Here is a 17,061-nt window from a genome sequence, read left to right on the forward strand (position 1 = left end):
GAAAACGGGCGAGCATCGCCGTCACCGGCACTACCCTCGCCCCATGGGCCCCGGTTTCTACGACCGACACTTCCTGCCGCACCTGGTCAACGTGACCTGCGGCTCGTCGCTCACGATGCCGCTGAGTAACCGCGTCTGCGTCGGGCTGCACGGCCACGTCGTCGAGTTGGGGTTCGGGTCCGGACACAACGTCGGCGCCTACCCGGACGCGGTCACCGAGGTCTCCGCCGTGGAGCCCTCCGACGCGGCGTGGCGCCTGGGCGCCGATCGGATCGCATCCAGCTCGGCCCCGTCATCCGCGCCGGTCTCGACGGACAATCACTTCCCTTCGCCGACAACACCTTCGACGCCGCGTTGTCGACGTTCACGATGTGCACCATCCCGGATCTGCCTGCTGCAATCGCGGAATTGCGTCGCGTCCTCAAAGCCGGTGCGCCCGTGCGGTTCCTGGAACACGGCCGCGCCCCCGACGAATCGGTGCGGCGCTGGCAGCACCGCCTCGAACCGATGCAGCGCCGCATCGCCGGTGGCTGCCACCTCACCCGCGACATCCCCGCGGCCATCGCCGACGCCGGCTTCGAGATCACCGACCTCGACCGGTTCTATCAGCCCGGCACCCCGAAGTTCTTCGGCGCCCTGAGCCTCGGCGGCGCCCGCGCGACCTGACCGGCCCCGGCGACGACCCATCGTCCCCCGACCGCTGGTTCCCGGCGCGCACGATGTTGTTCGTCGCCCCATTCGCGGCGCGGCGGGCGGCGAGACGTCGCACCCGGCCTGCCCCTATGTGATCTGTCCGACGCGACGATTACGCTCGACCCCATGAGTGGGCAGACTTCGCCGGACGCCGGCACACCCGAACCCTCCACACCTCCCACCGCGACCGACAACCCCGCCGACCGCGAATTCGACATCGTCGTCTTCGGCGCCACCGGATTCGTCGGCCGGCTGACCGCGCGCCACCTCGCCGAATACGCCCCGGCAGGCACCCGGATCGCGCTGGCCGGACGCACCGAGACCAAACTCGCCGAGGTCCGCCGCGGACTCCCGGCCGCCGCGTCGAGCTGGCCGCTGATCGTCGCCGACGCGTCGTCGCCGAGTTCCCTGGACGCCATGGTCGCCCGCACCCGCGTGGTGTGTACGACGGTCGGCCCGTATCTGCGCTACGGCGAGGCACTGGTCGTCGCGGCCGCCACCGCGGGCACCGACTACGTCGACCTCACCGGCGAGGTGCCCTTCGTCCACTACTCCATCGACAAGGCGCACGAGACGGCGCAGGCGACCGGCGCGCGCATCGTCCATTCGTGCGGATTCGATTCCATCCCATCAGATCTGGGCACGTACCTGCTGTACCGCAAGGTGACCGACGACGACGCGGGCACCCTGACCGACACCACCATGGTGCTCCGGTCGATGCGCGGCGGCGTCTCCGGCGGCACCATCGACTCGATGCGGGTGATCGCCGAGGAGGCCAAGGATCCGCAGACTCGGCGGTTGCTGCTGAATCCGCAAGCGCTGTCCGGGGATCCAGGCGACACCCCGAAGGTGAACATGTCCTCGGAGCCCAGTGACATCGCGGTGGTCCGCGCCCGCAACGTCGACCCGTCGCTGACGGGAACACTCGCCCCGTTCTTCATGTCGTCGTACAACACCCGCGTGGTGCGGCGCTCGAATGTGCTGCTGGACAACGCCTATGGCCCCGACTTCCACTACGCGGAGACGATGAACGTCGGCGGTATCCCGATCCTGTCGGCGCTGCTCGCCGGCGGGGTCAGCGTGGGCACCGGCGCATTCCTGGGCGCCATGAGCTTCGGCCCGACGCGCCGCCTCCTCGATCGCGTTCTGCCCAAGCCGGGCAGCGGGCCCGGCGAGAAGTCCATGCAGAAGGGCTATTTCGTCAGCGAGACCTACACCCGCACCAGCACCGGCCGCCGGTACCGTTCACAGATGAAGCTGTCCGGCGATCCCGGGTACCGGGCCACCGCGGTGATGCTCGGCGAGAGCGCCCTGACCCTGGCCCTCGAGGGCGACAAGCTCCCGGCACGCAGCGGGGTGCTGACCCCGGCCGCCGCCATGGGCGACGCCCTCGTCGAGCGGCTGCGCGTCGCCGGCGCCGCCTTCGACGTCCGCGAACTCACCTGACCTCGGCCTCGGGAACGAAAAGCCCTACGGCTGACCGGGTTTGAGCGCGATGAACAGGGAATCCAGGTCGGCGCACAGACGGTCACCGTCGTGCAGGGTGCCTTTGACGAAAGCCTTTCGGCCATCCAGCTTCTCGACCCACGTGTGCATGCGGAGCGGCGTGCGCAGCGGGGTCAGCGAGCGGTAGCTGACGGTGAGGTAGGCGGTGCGGGTGATGCCCGCGACGGCCAGCGCCGATGCCATGCCGCCGAGGTCGTCGAAGGCCACCGCGACGTGCCCGCCATGGGCGGCGTCGTTGCCACCGAGGTGGAACGGGCGGAAGGTGACCGACGCGACGACGCCGTCGGGGCCACCCTCGCTGATCTCATAGGGCGGCAGGGTGATGTTGCCGCGGGCGGGCAGATCGATGCGGGTGCCGGCCGGCGAGCGCCACTCGTCGATCTGCACGTCGGCGAGCCGCTTGTTGAGCGCCCGCACCTGATCGATCAGCTCGTCCGTGAGCTCGGGCGTCGGGCACGCGTAGCGCGCCAGGTCCATCAGCTGCCGGATCTGTTCGCTGAACTCGCCGTACCGCGGACCCCCACGTTCGGTGCTGATGTCCATCTGGGCGCGGAAGCCGCCTTCATGGGGCGAATCGTCGCCGGCCGGGGACGCCCAGTCCGGATTGCTCGCAGAAGTCATGCATCACACCGTATCGGCGCAGATGGCACCGCAGGCACCCGACGCCCGGCTCAGTCGGAGCTGCGCCGGGTCCGGTCGACGGCGGGTACCGGCTCCCGCGGCGCCTCACGACGGTCCCGCTGCCGGATGATCGCGCCGATGAGCAGGGCGAGAACCACCGACAGCGCCACCCACACGGCGACGACGATCAGCACGATCTCCCACACGGCCACCTTGCCAATATGCCAACAGTCGGCGACGGTTGGCCACTCATCCGGGCCGCAGCGGAGCAATTCTCAGGAAGTGCGCGGCTTCCCGGCCCCGCCGGGGGCCATCCGGCCGCCGACCACTCCGACCACCGACCGCACCCCGCACCGGTCCCACCGGGCGATAATCTGATGCCCATGAGCACCGACCCCGAAAGCGCCGCGTCACATCCCTTCGATCCCACCCAGTGGACGCCCGTGGACGCGGTGGGCGAGCTCACCGACATCACCTATCACCGCCACGTCGGGACCGGCCGCGCCAACGGCATCGTGCGTATCGCCTTCGACCGGCCCGAGGTCCGCAACGCCTTCCGGCCGCACACCGTCGACGAGCTCTACCGCGCCCTCGACCACGCCCGCCGCACCCCCGACGTCGGCACCGTCCTGCTCACCGGCAACGGGCCGAGCCCCAAGGACGGCGGCTGGGCGTTCTGCAGCGGCGGCGACCAGCGCATCCGCGGGCGCTCCGGCTACCAGTACGCCACCAGCCACGACGCCGACGTCGCCGCGGCCGGCGCCCAAGGGGTCGACGCGGCCCGCGTGCAGGCCGAGGGCGGCCGGCTGCACATCCTCGAGGTGCAGCGCCTCATCCGCACCATGCCCAAGGTCGTCATCGCCGTCGTCAACGGCTGGGCGGCCGGCGGCGGGCACTCCCTGCACGTGGTCTGCGACCTCACGCTCGCCTCCCGTGAGCACGCCCGCTTCAAGCAGACCGACGCCGACGTCGGATCCTTCGACGCCGGCTACGGCAGCGCCTACCTCGCCAAGCAGGTCGGCCAGAAGTTCGCCCGCGAGATCTTCTTCCTCGGCGAGGCCTACGACGCCGAGACGATGCACCGGATGGGCGCGGTCAACCGCGTCGCCGACCACGCCGACCTCGAGCGCACCGCCATCGAGTGGGCGCGCACCATCAACGGCAAGTCCCCCACCGCGCAGCGCATGCTGAAGTTCGCGTTCAACCTCACCGACGACGGACTGACGGGCCAGCAGGTCTTCGCCGGCGAGGCCACCCGGCTGGCGTACATGACCGACGAGGCGGTGGAGGGCCGGGATGCGTTCTTGGAGAAGCGTTCTCCGCAGTGGGACGCGTTCCCCTACTACTACTGATTCCCGCGGACCGCAGGGCATGCCCGAGCACCGGCCACGGTCCTGGCGCCGGGTGGTGATCGGCGTCCTCGTGGTGGTGCTGGCCGCGGTCGCCGCGTTCTATGGCCTCGGCTACCAGCTCTTCTACCGCGATCACTCCGATTCGCTGCGCCACGCCGACGCCGTCGTCGTCCTCGGCGGTGAGCACGACGGCCGCGAGGACTACGGACTGCAATTGGCCCGCGCGGGCCTGGCCTCCACGGTGGTCATCTCCGATCCCTACCGCGACGAGGCCGGCCCACACACCGACGCCGACCTGATGCGGCGCGTATGTGCGGCCGGCACCCCCGCCATCGAGGTGATCTGCTTTACGCCCGACCCGTCGACGACCCGCGGCGAGGCCATGGAGGTGCAGCGGCTCGCGCGCGCCCGCCACTGGCACACGGTGATCGTCATCAGCTGGCGCTATCACATGGTGCGGGCTCGTTACATCTTCGGCCAATGCTTCGACGGGGACGTCGTCATGGCTGCGGTACCGCGGACATATCCGTCCTCGCCCGGGTACTGGACCCATCAGTTCGCCTACCAATTCGGCGGCCTCGGCAAGGCGGTGATCCTCGGCTGCGACCGGTGAGATGAGAAACGCGCATTCGGCTGCCGATTCGGCCATGGTCTCGCCGCGACCGAGCGTGGTATCTTTTTCCGGAAATAGGACTCGCCGGTGATTTCGCATTTCTGGTGAATGAGTCCGCCCGCGACCGAATCCGCACCGTGAATCGGCCCGCGGAATCTCCAGCAGAGTTGCCAGCCATGTCGAATCGCCGAGCACGCGTACCGGTCCATAATGGGAGCATCGAGAATAAGCAGAATGGGCCACACGTGACCGAGCACGTCCCCACCGCCGAACGTGGCACCGGACGGTCGGCCGGCCGGAAATTCGACCAGCGGACGATCGGGGTGCTGGCCAGCGAGACCGGCGCCATTCCGTTGATCATCCTCGGGCTGGTCTCGCCGACCTTCGTCAAGCCCGGGCTGATGTGGGTGCTGGTGCTCATCGGGGTCTACACGCTGGTGTCGGCGGCGATCACCGTCCGCGTCAAGCGCCTGTCCGACAGCGGTTTCGCGATCCTCAGTTTCGGCGGGATGCTCGGGGTCGCCGGCTCCGCGTTGATCATCACCGACGACGGATCGGCGTTCGCGGTGCTCGTGCTGTTGGCCGCGATCCCCGCGCTGGCCGCCATGGATTCGTCTCTGCCCATCGTGCTGGGATTCATCGTCACCGCCGCGGTCCTCGTGTGTGTGGTGGTGACGGTGCGCGCGACGTCGGTGACGGCGTGGGCGGTGGGCGGCGGCGCCGCGCTGCTGGCCATCATGGTCCCGACCTACCTCGTCACCAGCCTGCGCCGCCGATTGACGGCACTGATCGACCAGCACTCGCGCCTCAGTGTGACCGACCCGCTCACCTCGGCACTCAACCGGCGCGGACTCCTCGACAGCGCGGTTCATCTGTTCCGCAGCGCCGCCGACGCCGGCCGGCTCGTCGCATCGCTGGTGGTCGATGTCGACAACTTCAAGCGGTACAACGACACTCATGGCCATTCGGCGGGCGATGCGGTTCTCGTGGAGATCACCCGATCGATCGAGACCACCGTCCCACCGGACTCCTTGGTCGCGCGCTCGGGCGGTGAGGAGTTCGCGATCCTGGCGGTCACCGACGATGCCGCGGGGCTGGGCCGGCTCGCCGACGACATCTGTGTCGCGGTCGCCACCGGCACCGACGCCACCGTCAGCGTCGGCGGCGTCTGCACGGCGATCACCGAATGCACCTCTGCCACCGAGGTCCGCACATTGCCCGAGTTGATGGATCAGCTGTCCGCCCAGGCAGATCAGTTGCTGTACGCGGCCAAGGCGATGGGCCGGAATCGGGCCGAGACCGCAGCGGTGGCACCGTCGCACTGGCGCGCCGGACCGCACCCGTCACATACCGCACCATCGGGCGGAAGCCGTTGACATCTCCCGCTTTCCGGAAGGTCATCGCCCGGCCGCAGCACCCCCGGCCACAGCACCCCCGGCCGCGGCACCCCCGGCCGCGGCACCCCCGTCTGCACCCCCGTCTGCGGCACCCCCGTCTGCGGCACCCCCGGCCGCTCACCATCACGCAATCGGAGAAGGCGCCATCATAGAGATTCTTCATCCGGTCGACGACCGGGAACGTATCGAGGCACTGCGGGCGTCACCACACCTCGATTTCGTCGACGCGTGGACGCAGGCGGCGCCCGAGATCGCGGCACTCGACCTCCTCGACCACGTCGACCCGGACACGCCCGCACCGCCGCCGATCGCCGTCACCGACGACGCGGCCGTCGAACGCCACAGCCGCTACCTCGTGTTCGGATGGCGCGCAACGCTGGTCCGGCTGCCCGACGCGGACGTCCACTACCGGCTCAAGACCGCCCGCAACCGCTTTCTGCTGACCGGACGCGAACAGGAGGCCTGGAGTCGGGCGCTGATCGCGGTCGCCGGACTCAGCGTCGGTGCGTCGGCGCTGGCCGCGTGTGCGCTGACCGGCGCACGCCGATTCCACATCGCCGACTCCGACGAGCTCTCGCCCACCAACCTCAACCGCGTCGCCGGCTCGGTGTGCGATCTCGGGGTGAGCAAGGTCGAGCTGGCGCACCGACTCATCATCGAGGGCGACCCGTACTCGCAGGTCACCACCTTTCCGGCGGGTTACACCCCGCAGGTGGCCGCACGTTTTCTCGGGGTGGACAGCACCGGGCCCACGGTGATCATCGAGGAGATCGACGACGTCGAGATGAAGATCGACATGCGGCGACGCGCACGCGCAGCACGCATTCCGGTACTCAGCGCGACCGACATGGGTGAGGACGTCATCCTCGACGTGGAACGCTACGACCTCGAGCCGGACTACCCGATCTTCCACGGCCGGGGCGAGGGCTTCGCCGCCGGCGATGCCGCCGACCCGGCGCAACGGCTGCAGATGGCGCTGGCCATCGTCGGCGACGAGGTGACTCCCCGAATGGCCTACTCGGCGGGGCAACTCGGCCGCAGCGTCATCTCGTGGCCGCAACTCGGTTCCACCGCTGCCGCCGCCGGAGCCATCGCCGCGACCGCGGCGCGCGGCATCGTCTGTGGCCGGCCCATCCGGTCGGGCCGCTACCGGTTCGGCGTGGAACAGACGCTCCTCGGCGCGGCCGGGCGCCACGACGGCTGGAACGAACTCGGTCCCGCCGACTTCACCTCAGCGGTCGAGGCCATGGCCCAGCGGAAACGGCCGGGGTAGACCCGAGCCCCGTCATCTGCTGCGACACCGTCTGCTGCAACGCCGCCCGCTCCCACCACATCAGCTGCGTGCGGTAGCGCTCGTCGGGAAACGGTGTGGCCGAGACGCTTTCGTCGACCCGGCCGCCGCCCGAGGTCCATCGGCGCAGCACGTGGTCGGCGGCGGTCGCCATCATGTGTTCCACTCCGCACATTTCCATGATCGGCAGCCCGAGCCGGGAGAGCTGCTCCGCCACCTCCTTGGCGATCGGTGAGCGTTCGTCGGTCCAGGCCGTCTTGACCTCGACGATCCCACCGTCGAGCCGCGCCTCGACCGCATTGACCAGCGCGACCTGGCCCGGCTGACCCGCCCACTCCTCGAGGGCGTGGGTCTGGGCGGCGCTCACGAGTCGTGGCTGGACGCGCAGACCGCCACACACCCGGCCGTCGGCGTCGCAGACGACGAAGAACATCAGGGTTTCCGCACCGCCGACGACCCGGTCGTAGTCGAGTGCGGCCGAACAGCCGTACCGCTGATACGCCTGTTGGGCGCCACGCAGATACGCCCGCCACAGTGCGGGTTGCGCCGACGGCGCCGCCACCGCAATGCTGTGGTCGGGACCGGCCGGACCGCGTGCGGGATGACCGGGTACAGCGACCGGGTCCGTGAGAATTGTGTTCATCGGGAGCCTCTCGAATGAGAATCGCATATTTGCGTTTCTGAGATACGACGACGTCATCCGAGATTAGAGTGACCGCGGTCGTTCCGGCTTTTGCTACCCCCGGTTACCGGAACCCCGCGCCGAATATGTCAATGAATGCGGGACGCTCGCCGGAAATTAATCAAGCGCACTATGTGAATAACTCGTCCGGCGGCAACGGTCGACCCAAAAGATATCCCTGCCCGAGATCGAAACGCAGTGCGGCGACCGCGTCGAGCTCGTCACCGGTCTCGATGCCCTCCGCGACCGTCGTGATACCCGTCGCGGCGGCCATCTCACAGATCGCCCGCACCACCGCCCGCCCGGACGCGCTACGGGGCAGCGGCGCCACCAGCGACCGATCGATCTTGAGCACCCCGATCGGCAGGTCGCGCACATACCGAAGGGCCGAGAATCCGGCACCGAGATCGTCGACGCCGATGACGCAGCCGAGCTCATGCAGTGCGAACAGCGTCCGCGCAGCCACCCCCGACGGTTCGATCACGTCGATCTCGCTCACCTCGATCCACACCCGCTCGAGGGCGACCCGGTGGCGGGCGGCGAGTGCGGCGAAATATCCGGGCAGCGTCTCGTCCCACAGTTGTTTGGCCGACAGGTTGATCGAGACGAAGACGTCGTCGCCGTGGGCACTGCTGATGCGGCCGGCCAGGTCGCGGAACACCGATGCGATGGCCGGCCGGCCCATCCGGACGATCAGCGTGGTCGCCTCGGCGACCGGCATGAACACGGCAGGCTCCACGATGCTCCCGCGCCACGACCAGCGCAGCAACGATTCCCATCCGAGCGTCGCCGAACCGTCGAGCGCCACGATGGGTTGGTAGTACATCGAGAAGTCGTCGTCGGCGGCCGTCATGAGCGCGTTGGCGACCTCGATGTCGCGCCGGACCACCAGCCGCTGACCGGGGCTCGCGATCACCGCACTCAATCCCTCGACGAGCGCCTTCGACAGCGCCGCATCCGCCGCCGAGATGACGGCGTCGTCGTCGGGCACGTCGTCGGCGAAGTCGGCGGCCCGCACGATGCCGATCGCCAGTTCGAGGTGGTAGGTCGCGCCGTCGACGTCGACGGCCTGCGCACCGTGGCTCCACGGCCGCGACAACAGCGCCGGCACAATCGGGTCGTCGGCGTCGAGCCACACCAGCCACTCCAGATCGGAGCGGCGAATGATCTCGGCCGTCGCACCCATCCTCCTGCGCGTGGCGTCGATGAACGCCTCGGCGATGACCGCCGACCGCTCGCGCCCATAGGCCACGGCACCGCGGTGGTAGGGGTCGGCGGAAATCGCGACCGTGACGCCCCACTCGGCGCGCGTGGCGCGATCGGGTCGAGCGTCTGGGCTCGCCGGCTGGTCGACCGTCATGGGTACACATTAGGCCCCTGGCCCGCGAGTCCGCTCGAAACCCAAGCGCACCAAGCGGATACAATTCGCCCTCGGAGTCACCGAGGCCGGGGCACCCGAGCCGGGGGCCCCGACCCCCTACCCGATGATTCCGGCCAGCCCGTCCATGGTGGCCACGCGCTCGGCGTGGGTCGGCGCAAGCGGCCCGGCGAGGATCACGGTGACCCCGGCGGCACGGAATGCCTCGACGCGTTCGGTCACCACCGAGCGCGGACCGATGAGGCTCATCGCGCGCACCAGCTCGTCGGGCACCGCGGCGGCGGCCTCGCCCTTCTTGCCGTCGAGGTAGAGGTCCTGGATCTCTTTGGCCTCGTCGGCGTATCCGTACCGCACGGCCAGGGTGTTGTAGAAGTTCTTGCCGCGGGCACCCATCCCGCCGATGTAGAGGGCGGCATGATGGCGCACCTGCCCCATCGCCGCCTCGATCAGGTCGGCGTCCTCGGAGATCAGGGCACTCGCGTTGACGACGATCCCCAGCTCACCGAGTGCCGGGTCGCGTTTGGCCTTGCCCGCGGCCAGCGGCTCACCGAAGGCGGCGTCGACGTGTTCGGGGTGGAACAGGAACGGCTGGAACTCCTCGAACAGCTCGGCCGCCAGCTCGGTGTTCTTCGGCCCGATCGCGGCCAGCAGCATCGGAATGCGGTCGCGGACCGGGTGGTTGATGATCTTGAGCGGCTTTCCGAGTCCGGTGCCGCCGTCCTCTTTGCTCAACGGAAGTGTGTAGTGCTGACCCTGGTACTCGGTCTTCTCCCGGCGCCAGATCATCCGGCAGATCTCGGCGTTCTCCCGCGCCCGGCCGACCGGATAATCGTATTTGACGCCGTGGAAGCCCTCGATCACCTGCGGCCCGGACGCCCCGATCCCGAGGATGAACCGGCCACCGCTGATGTAGTCGAGTCCGGCCGCGGTCATCGCGAGATTCGACGGGGTGCGCGAGAACATCGGCAGGATGCCGGTCTGCAGTTGCATCTTCTCGGTCTTGGCGGCGATGTAGCCGAGCTGGCTGACCGCGTCGAAGCTGTACGCCTCGGGCACCGTGACGCGGGCGACCCCGGCCTTCTCGAAGTCGGCGAGGTTGTTCATCGTCTCGCGGAAGTCACCCGCGTAGTTGATCGGCATGCCCAGCTTCATCGGCGTCATGCCGCCGGATTCTTCCATAGCGCCACACCCCCTCGATGGCCCCTACGGGCGGCGCCATCCATGGGATTCGGTGTACCCGCGGGTGCACTGAGATGAACAGTAGATGAACAAGCGAAGAGAAAGGGCAAACGCGCAGGTCATGTGTGTGATTCAGCCGATAACGGGTTCTGCGGATTTTAGGCGGATGGCCGCCCGTGGACGCATGATATTGCCATGAGCGGAGAGATGCTGATTCTTGTGCTGCTGATCATCACAGCACTGGGCTTCGACTTCACCAACGGCTTCCACGACACCGGCAACGCCATGGCGACCTCCATCGCCACCGGCGCCCTCAAACCCAAGATCGCCGTCGGACTGTCGTCCATCCTCAACCTGGTTGGTGCGTTCCTCTCCGTCGAGGTCGCGGCCACCATCACCAAGAACGTCCTCAACCTGCAGAGCAAGTCCGGTGGCCTCGTCACCGGCATCGACGCCAACAAGGCGCTGCTGATCATCTTCGCCGGCCTCGTCGGCGGTATCCTCTGGAACCTTTTCACCTGGCTGTTCGGCCTGCCGTCGAGCTCGAGCCACGCCCTGTTCGGCGGCCTCATCGGATCGGGTATCGCCGCGATGGGCACCAGCGGCATCGACTGGCACGGCGTGCTGTCGAAGATCATCCTGCCCGCCCTGGCGTCGCCGTTCATCGCATGCGCGGTGGCCGCGGTCGGCACCTGGCTGGTCTTCCGCATCACCGCGAAAGTCCTTGTCTCCCGGCAGGAGAGCGGCTTCCGCTCCGGTCAGATCGTCACCGCCTCGCTGGTCTCCCTCGCGCACGGCACCGGTGACGCACAGAAGACGATGGGCGTGATCGCCCTCGCGCTGATCACCACCAACCACCTCGACGCCGCGTCGGTCAAGCACGGTCTGCCCGTCTGGGTCGTGCTGAGCTGCGCGACGGCCATCGCGCTAGGCACCTACCTGGGCGGCTGGCGCATCATCCGCACCCTCGGCAAGGGCCTGGTCGAGATCTCCTCGCCGCAGGGCATGGCGGCCGAGGCGTCGTCGGCGGCCATCATCCTGACCTCGTCGGCCGCCGGGATGGCGCTGTCGACCACGCAGGTCGCCACCGGCTCGATCCTCGGCTCGGGCGTCGGCAAGAAGGGCGCGCAGGTCCGCTGGGCGGTCGCCGGCCGCATGGTGGTCGCCTGGGTCACCACACTTCCGGCCGCCGGCCTCGTCGGCGCGATCTGCTATGGCCTCGGGCACCTGCTCGGCGACGTCGCCGGCGCCATCGTCATCTTCGTCCTGCTCCTCGCCGCGTCGAGCTTCATGTACTGGCGCGCGCAGCAGAACAAGGTCGACTCCAACAACGTCAACGCCGATTGGGACGAGTCGACCAACTCGATCGTCCCGGCCGCCACCCCGGACACCGACGAGACCACCACCCGCAAGCCCGCGGCGCTTGCCTGACGGCCGGAAAGGACTGCACACCTCATGGACATTCTCGAAGCCATCCTCAAGGTTCTCGTGGTCGGCATGATCTTCGGTGCCGGACTGCCCGCCCTCTTCGCCATCGGCATGCGGCTGCACTCCGCGGGCGCCGGTGACGCGAATGCCGACGGCACCGTCTCCGCACCCAATCCGGCGCTGCGGGCGCTGGGCTACGTGTTCTTCGCCGTGGTCGCCGCGGCGATCGTGGTCGGCCTGCTGTGGGTGACCCGCCAGACGTTGTTGTACTACTTCGATTGGCAGATCTTCCCCGACTCGGCCTACCACTGATCCCCCGAAGGCGTTTGGTCCACACCCTGAAAGGCGATCATGTCCTCCTCACTGTTCGACTCGGCCGTCAACTGGATTCGTAAGGGCTACCCCGACGGCGTCCCCGCCACCGACTTCCCGCCGTTGCTGGCACTGCTCATGCGGTCGCTGACCGAAGAGGAGGTCACGAGCGTGGCGCTGGTCCTGGCCAAGGAGTACGACGCCGACGCCCCGGTCACCCCCGAACGCATCAAGCAGGCGATCCTGCTGGTCACCGAGCAGCAGCCGACGGACGAGGAGATCAATCAGGTCTCCGGTCGTCTGGCCGCCGTCGGATGGCCGCTGGCGAGTTCCCCGGCGCCCGCCTGACAACGCTGCCCCCCACGCGCCCGAAGAACCCGGACGACCTGCACACCGCAGGCACCCGGGTTCTTCTTCGAAGATCTCCTCACCAGTCAGGCCCACCACGCCCCACCTACAATCGTCACCAGGGTGGACCTGCCCCGCACGGAAGGTGGTACCAGGTGTCCGATCGGCCACTGGTCGCAAGGATCATTGCGTGGTTACGCGCCGGCTATCCGCAGGGTGTGCCGGAACACGACTATGTGCCGCTCCTGGCCATCCTGCGACGTCAGCTGTCCGAGGAGGAGGTCGGGCACGTCTCCGGCGAGCTGATCAACGAGGCCGCACCGCCACCGGAACCCATCTCCAAGATCGATGCCGGCGTCAAGATCACCCAGGTCACCCAGGAGCTCCCCCATGAGGCCGACGTCGCCCGCGTCCAGAAGTTCCTGGCCGAGCACGGCTTTCCCTTCGACGACTCCCCGCTGCCGCCCCATCCGGCTGCGCCCGGTGACGATCCCGAGGAGCAGCCCTGACCACGCTGCGACCGCTACCCCTGCCGTCCGGACCGGCGGTCCTCGAGCGCCTCGACAGCCTGCGCGCCATCCTCGACGGTTCGGCGGCCTACGCGCCGGTCCCCGACGACCCGCGGCAGGCCGGAGTGCTGCACGACGCTTTCGCCGTCGACACTGCCATCGACGCCGACGTGTCGCTGATCATCGCCACCTCCGGCAGCACCGGCACCCCCAAGGGTTCGCAGCACACGCCCGATACGTTGGCCGCGTCGGCTCGCGCCACCGCCAAACACCTCGGCGGCGAAGGCAATTGGCTCCTCGCGCTGCCGCCCCACCACATCGCCGGGCTGCAGGTGCTGTTGCGTTCCCTGGCCGCCGGGTTCACCCCCGCCGTCCTCGACCTGTCCGCGGGCTTCGACCCCGACGCCTTCGCCGATGCCCTCGAGCGCCTCGACAGCCCGCGCCGCTACACGTCGCTCGTGCCGACCCAGCTCGTCAAGGTCCTCGACTCGCCGCGCGCCACCGCCGCCCTCACCCGCATCGACGCGCTGCTCGTCGGCGGCGCCGCCACCCCGGAACCCTTGCTGCGCCGGGCAATTGACGCCGGCATTCCCATCGTCCGCACCTACGGTTCCAGTGAGACCGCCGGCGGTTGCGTCTACGACGGCATTCCCCTCGACGGCGTGACCATCACCCTCGCCGACCCGACGCCCGACGGGGTGGGCCGCGTCGAGCTTTCCGGGCCGATGATCGCCCACGGTTACCGCCTGCTCCCCGACCACCCGGCCTTCGCACGTCCGGGCACCTTCCGTACCGATGACCTCGGCCGCGTCGACGACGGCGTGCTGCACATCATCGGCCGCGCCGACGAGGCCATCACCACCGGCGGGCTCACCATCGTCCCGCAGGTCGTCGAGGCCGTCATCGCCGACGACCCGGCCGTCACCGAATGCGCCGTCATCGGCCTCCCCGATGACCGCCTCGGTGAAAAGGTGGTCGCCGTCGTCGTCGCCGCTGCGGGTTCGGTTGACGCCCAGCGCATCCGCGGCCTCGTCGCCGACCGCCTCGACCGTTACGCCGCCCCCCGCGAGGTGATCGTCGTCGACGCCCTCCCCCTCCGCGGCCCCGGCAAGATCGACCGCCGCGCCCTCCGCGACCGCTTCGGCTCGTCGAACCGGTAGCGCCGTCGTCGAATCGGTACGACATCCCAAGCGGTTTCCGAGAGAGATGTCGTACCGATTCACGCGGCAGCCTGCCTGAGGGCATGCCGCACCTGCGCGAGGACGTAGTCGGGGCGGTCGACAATATCGGCCCACGTGAAGTTGAGGACGATCCAGCCGGCCGCGACGAGGTCGTTACGCCGTTTCCGGTCGTACTGAAAGCTGTTGGCGTCACGGTGAAAGGCCATCCCGTCGATCTCGACGGCCACCTTGGACGCGGGGAAACCGAAGTCCACTTCGTATCCGACCACCGGCAGGTTGGCCTCCCACCCGGTCAGTCCGTCGGCGTTGAACAGTGCGACCACCTCACGCTCGGCCGCCGACCGTGCGCCCGAACTGATGCCGGCGACCAACTTCGCCATCGTCGGTGCGTCGGTGCATCCGCGACGACGATCAAGTGCCGCGAGGACTTCGACGGCCCGCACCTTCCGTAGCTGCAGCGCCCGGTCGATCAAGGTCGTCGACGACTCGACCCCTCCTTCGAGCGCCGACAACGCCGGTGCGGTCACCCGCAAACCATCCTTGACCACGATGTCCACGTCATCGAGCGTCCGGCACTTCACCTTGACGCCCGGCACCTGATGCCGTCGCGCGCCGCGCGGAACGGTCACCGGGATCATCTTGGGCAACGTCGGCCCGATACCGTGCCACCATGCGGCGGCCGCCCCGGACAGCACGGCCGACTGGCCAGACTCCAACACCATGAGGCGGACCTTCGTCCGTGCCGTGAATGGGTGGTCGGCAAGCCGATATACGTTGTGCGCGTGCCGAATCCACAATCCGTTACGGACCCGGCGCGTGACCGCCGAGCCGGTGATGCCACATTCGCGCGCCTGCGCCGCCGTGAACACCCCGTCGTGCCTGAATGCGATGCTGCGCAACTTCGGTGGAGTCTGCATGCACAGTTGGACGTCGACGGCCGCGCAACGGTTCCGTCGTCGGCCCGGTCAGACGTTCTCCCGCGAATCGGTACGACATGCCAAGCGATTTCCGAGAGAGATGTCTACCGATCCGTCGATGACGCGGTGGAGTCGGCGGGTTCGGCTGTCGGGACCTCGGATGTGGTGGTGGGCTGGGTGGTGGGTTCGGTGGTGGTGGTGGGTTCCGTCGTCGTGGTCGGTGCGGTGGTGGTCGGTTCCGTCGTGGTCGGCTCGGTGGTGGTGGGCTCGGTCGTCGTGGCCGGTTCCGTGGTGGTCGGCGTCGCGGTCACTGCCTCGGTGGTGCTCGTCGACGTAGTCGACGTGCTTGAGGTGGTCGACGTGCTCGACGTGGACGGGGTCGTCGGGGTGGACGGGGTGGTCGACGCTGTGCTCGACGACGACACCTCCTTCTCCTTCTTCCGCTTCTCGGCCGCATCCCTGAGTGCCTGGTCGATCTCGGCGGCGTCGGAGTCTTGGTCGGACGCCCAGGAGAACCAGTTGTGTCCGCCGTTGGAGTACTTGAATTCGACGGGCAGACCCATGCCCTGGGTGGCCACGTTGAGGAAGGCCGTCGACGCGAGGGCGCCGGCTTCCAGGCCGATGCCGGTCACTTCGACGATCACCGCACCGGGAATCAAGACGGCCTGCTCCAGAATCGGCCGGTCCTTGATCGCCTTCCACGCCAAGTCGAGTTCACCCTGGGACGGCAGACCGTTACCGGTCGAGATGATGATCTTCTGCCCGCTGCCCTTCGCCTCGACGATGCGGGTGAGCACGTCGTTCTCCGCCCATTTGTTGCCCGGAGTCAGCGGCAGCCCCCACATCGCCGAGATGCCGTTGTTGATGTCGGCGCGCGCGATCTGGATGGCCGGGATGAGCACCCAGCCCAGCAGGTTGTTGGTCTCGTAGAAGCCCGAATACGACCGGATGACGGAGAACACGCCGGGATGGTTGAGTCCGATGATGATCGCCGGACCACCCGACATCGACACGCCGACGATCGCGTTGTCCTCCTGGCCAACGGCGAAGTTGGTGTCCAGATATGCCGGCAGCTCCTCGCCGATGAACGTATCCCATTGCGGCGCAGAGTTTTGCCCAGTGGGCGACCCGTTCCAGTTGGTGTCCCACTCGCCCTTGCCGCCGACCGGCATCACCAGGTTGTCGCTCTGGCTGTACGCGGCAACCGCCCCGGACGCCGGCAACGCCCAGCTGTTGTACTCGTCATTCGAGCCCAGACCATCGAGGAAGTACACCCCCTGCTCGGTCTGACCCTCCTGCTGGTCCGACGCCCGGATCTGCACCGTGACGTTGCGGTTCATCGACTTCGAATAGACCTGGCAGGTCTGGATGTGCTGCTTCTCCTCATCTGCGTTGCGCCAGATGCAATAGCCGCCACCCTCGATGGCATTGCCATCAGCATCGACAGTGGGACTGTTGTCGGCACGCAACCGCTCCGGGTCGACGGCATGCGCCTGCCCGGCCACGCCGACGATCGTCCCGGCCGCACACGCCGCTACGACGACGGCGGTCGCCACTTTTCGGCGCACGCCGAATCCGCTATGAACACGCATGAGAAAGCCCTCCCCGAATCCCCCAACCCGGACATGGATTGCCCTGCAGAGTACGGATACCG

Annotated in this window: 18 protein-coding genes and 1 pseudogene; 11 read left to right on the forward strand and 8 right to left on the reverse strand. The window is 68.4% G+C overall.

Annotation, left to right across the window (positions count from 1 at the left end; genetic code table 11):
* Positions 1 to 43: 43 nt before the first annotated feature.
* A pseudogene (locus tag ACPXB3_RS17290) lies at positions 44 to 666 on the forward strand (class I SAM-dependent methyltransferase).
* 153 nt (positions 667 to 819) lie between these two features.
* Positions 820 to 2,139, forward strand: a complete 1,320-nt coding sequence (locus ACPXB3_RS17295) for a saccharopine dehydrogenase family protein (RefSeq protein WP_425728699.1) — start codon at positions 820 to 822, stop codon at positions 2,137 to 2,139.
* A 24-nt stretch (positions 2,140 to 2,163) separates the two neighbouring features.
* On the opposite strand, the gene ACPXB3_RS17300 is transcribed toward ACPXB3_RS17295, so the two are convergent.
* Entirely contained in the window at positions 2,164 to 2,820 is a 657-nt protein-coding gene (locus tag ACPXB3_RS17300; protein WP_425704961.1) for a PaaI family thioesterase, read from the reverse strand.
* A gap of 50 nt (positions 2,821 to 2,870) precedes the next feature.
* Positions 2,871 to 3,032 carry a hypothetical protein gene (locus ACPXB3_RS17305; protein ID WP_425704962.1) on the reverse strand — a complete coding sequence of 54 codons (162 nt, stop codon included), beginning with the start codon at positions 3,030 to 3,032 and terminating at the stop codon, positions 2,871 to 2,873.
* A 171-nt stretch (positions 3,033 to 3,203) separates the two neighbouring features.
* Here ACPXB3_RS17305 and ACPXB3_RS17310 point away from each other — a divergent pair, with 171 nt between their 5' ends.
* From ACPXB3_RS17310 to ACPXB3_RS17320, 3 genes are all read left to right on the forward strand, one after another.
* On the forward strand, positions 3,204 to 4,172 hold the full coding sequence (locus tag ACPXB3_RS17310; protein ID WP_425728701.1) for a 1,4-dihydroxy-2-naphthoyl-CoA synthase: 969 nt from the start codon (positions 3,204 to 3,206) through the stop codon (positions 4,170 to 4,172).
* Positions 4,173 to 4,191: 19 nt separating this feature from the next.
* Positions 4,192 to 4,785 carry a YdcF family protein gene (locus ACPXB3_RS17315; RefSeq protein WP_425728703.1) on the forward strand — a complete coding sequence of 198 codons (594 nt, stop codon included), beginning with the start codon at positions 4,192 to 4,194 and terminating at the stop codon, positions 4,783 to 4,785.
* 245 nt (positions 4,786 to 5,030) lie between these two features.
* Complete coding sequence (locus ACPXB3_RS17320) at positions 5,031 to 6,161, forward strand: GGDEF domain-containing protein (protein WP_425728705.1); 1,131 nt, start codon at positions 5,031 to 5,033, stop codon at positions 6,159 to 6,161.
* 223 nt (positions 6,162 to 6,384) lie between these two features.
* Here the strand turns inward: ACPXB3_RS17320 and ACPXB3_RS17325 are convergent, their stop codons facing one another.
* Positions 6,385 to 6,525, reverse strand: coding sequence for a hypothetical protein (locus tag ACPXB3_RS17325; RefSeq protein WP_425728707.1), 141 nt, complete (start codon positions 6,523 to 6,525; stop codon positions 6,385 to 6,387).
* Between the two features lie 12 nt (positions 6,526 to 6,537).
* Between ACPXB3_RS17325 and ACPXB3_RS17330 the strand changes: the two genes are divergently transcribed.
* Positions 6,538 to 7,455, forward strand: coding sequence for a ThiF family adenylyltransferase (locus tag ACPXB3_RS17330; protein ID WP_425728709.1), 918 nt, complete (start codon positions 6,538 to 6,540; stop codon positions 7,453 to 7,455).
* Here ACPXB3_RS17330 and ACPXB3_RS17335 read toward each other — a convergent pair.
* The 3 genes from ACPXB3_RS17335 to ACPXB3_RS17345 form a co-directional block, all read right to left on the reverse strand.
* Positions 7,409 to 8,116: a hypothetical protein gene (locus tag ACPXB3_RS17335; protein ID WP_425728711.1), complete on the reverse strand. Its 708-nt coding sequence runs from the start codon at positions 8,114 to 8,116 to the stop codon at positions 7,409 to 7,411. The two genes, ACPXB3_RS17330 and ACPXB3_RS17335, sit on opposite strands and share 47 nt — an antisense overlap.
* A gap of 169 nt (positions 8,117 to 8,285) precedes the next feature.
* On the reverse strand, positions 8,286 to 9,515 hold the full coding sequence (locus ACPXB3_RS17340) for an EAL domain-containing protein (RefSeq protein WP_425728713.1): 1,230 nt from the start codon (positions 9,513 to 9,515) through the stop codon (positions 8,286 to 8,288).
* 117 nt (positions 9,516 to 9,632) lie between these two features.
* A complete protein-coding gene (locus ACPXB3_RS17345; RefSeq protein ID WP_425728751.1) occupies positions 9,633 to 10,694 on the reverse strand; it encodes an LLM class F420-dependent oxidoreductase in 1,062 nt (353 codons plus the stop codon).
* A 213-nt stretch (positions 10,695 to 10,907) separates the two neighbouring features.
* Here ACPXB3_RS17345 and ACPXB3_RS17350 point away from each other — a divergent pair, with 213 nt between their 5' ends.
* The 5 genes from ACPXB3_RS17350 (at position 10,908) to menE (ending at position 14,469) form a co-directional block, all read left to right on the forward strand.
* The gene (locus tag ACPXB3_RS17350) at positions 10,908 to 12,143 is read left to right on the forward strand and encodes an anion permease (protein WP_425704969.1); all 1,236 of its coding nucleotides are present in this window, start codon (positions 10,908 to 10,910) and stop codon (positions 12,141 to 12,143) included.
* Between the two features lie 24 nt (positions 12,144 to 12,167).
* Positions 12,168 to 12,452 carry a hypothetical protein gene (locus tag ACPXB3_RS17355; RefSeq protein WP_425704970.1) on the forward strand — a complete coding sequence of 95 codons (285 nt, stop codon included), beginning with the start codon at positions 12,168 to 12,170 and terminating at the stop codon, positions 12,450 to 12,452.
* Between the two features lie 39 nt (positions 12,453 to 12,491).
* Complete coding sequence (locus ACPXB3_RS17360) at positions 12,492 to 12,800, forward strand: DUF3349 domain-containing protein (protein WP_425704971.1); 309 nt, start codon at positions 12,492 to 12,494, stop codon at positions 12,798 to 12,800.
* A 155-nt stretch (positions 12,801 to 12,955) separates the two neighbouring features.
* On the forward strand, positions 12,956 to 13,309 hold the full coding sequence (locus ACPXB3_RS17365) for a DUF3349 domain-containing protein (RefSeq protein ID WP_425704972.1): 354 nt from the start codon (positions 12,956 to 12,958) through the stop codon (positions 13,307 to 13,309).
* A complete protein-coding gene (gene menE / locus ACPXB3_RS17370; RefSeq protein WP_425728753.1) occupies positions 13,306 to 14,469 on the forward strand; it encodes an o-succinylbenzoate--CoA ligase in 1,164 nt (387 codons plus the stop codon). Before ACPXB3_RS17365 ends, menE begins: the two co-directional genes overlap by 4 nt.
* Positions 14,470 to 14,528: 59 nt before the next feature.
* Here the strand turns inward: menE and ACPXB3_RS17375 are convergent, their stop codons facing one another.
* Positions 14,529 to 15,407, reverse strand: a complete 879-nt coding sequence (locus tag ACPXB3_RS17375) for a DUF559 domain-containing protein (RefSeq protein ID WP_425728715.1) — start codon at positions 15,405 to 15,407, stop codon at positions 14,529 to 14,531.
* A gap of 104 nt (positions 15,408 to 15,511) precedes the next feature.
* Positions 15,512 to 16,999, reverse strand: coding sequence for an alpha/beta hydrolase (locus ACPXB3_RS17380; protein ID WP_425728717.1), 1,488 nt, complete (start codon positions 16,997 to 16,999; stop codon positions 15,512 to 15,514).
* Positions 17,000 to 17,061: the final 62 nt, after the last annotated feature.

The organism is Gordonia sp. DT219 (assembly GCF_049847065.1).
GTDB lineage: Bacteria > Actinomycetota > Actinomycetes > Mycobacteriales > Mycobacteriaceae > Gordonia.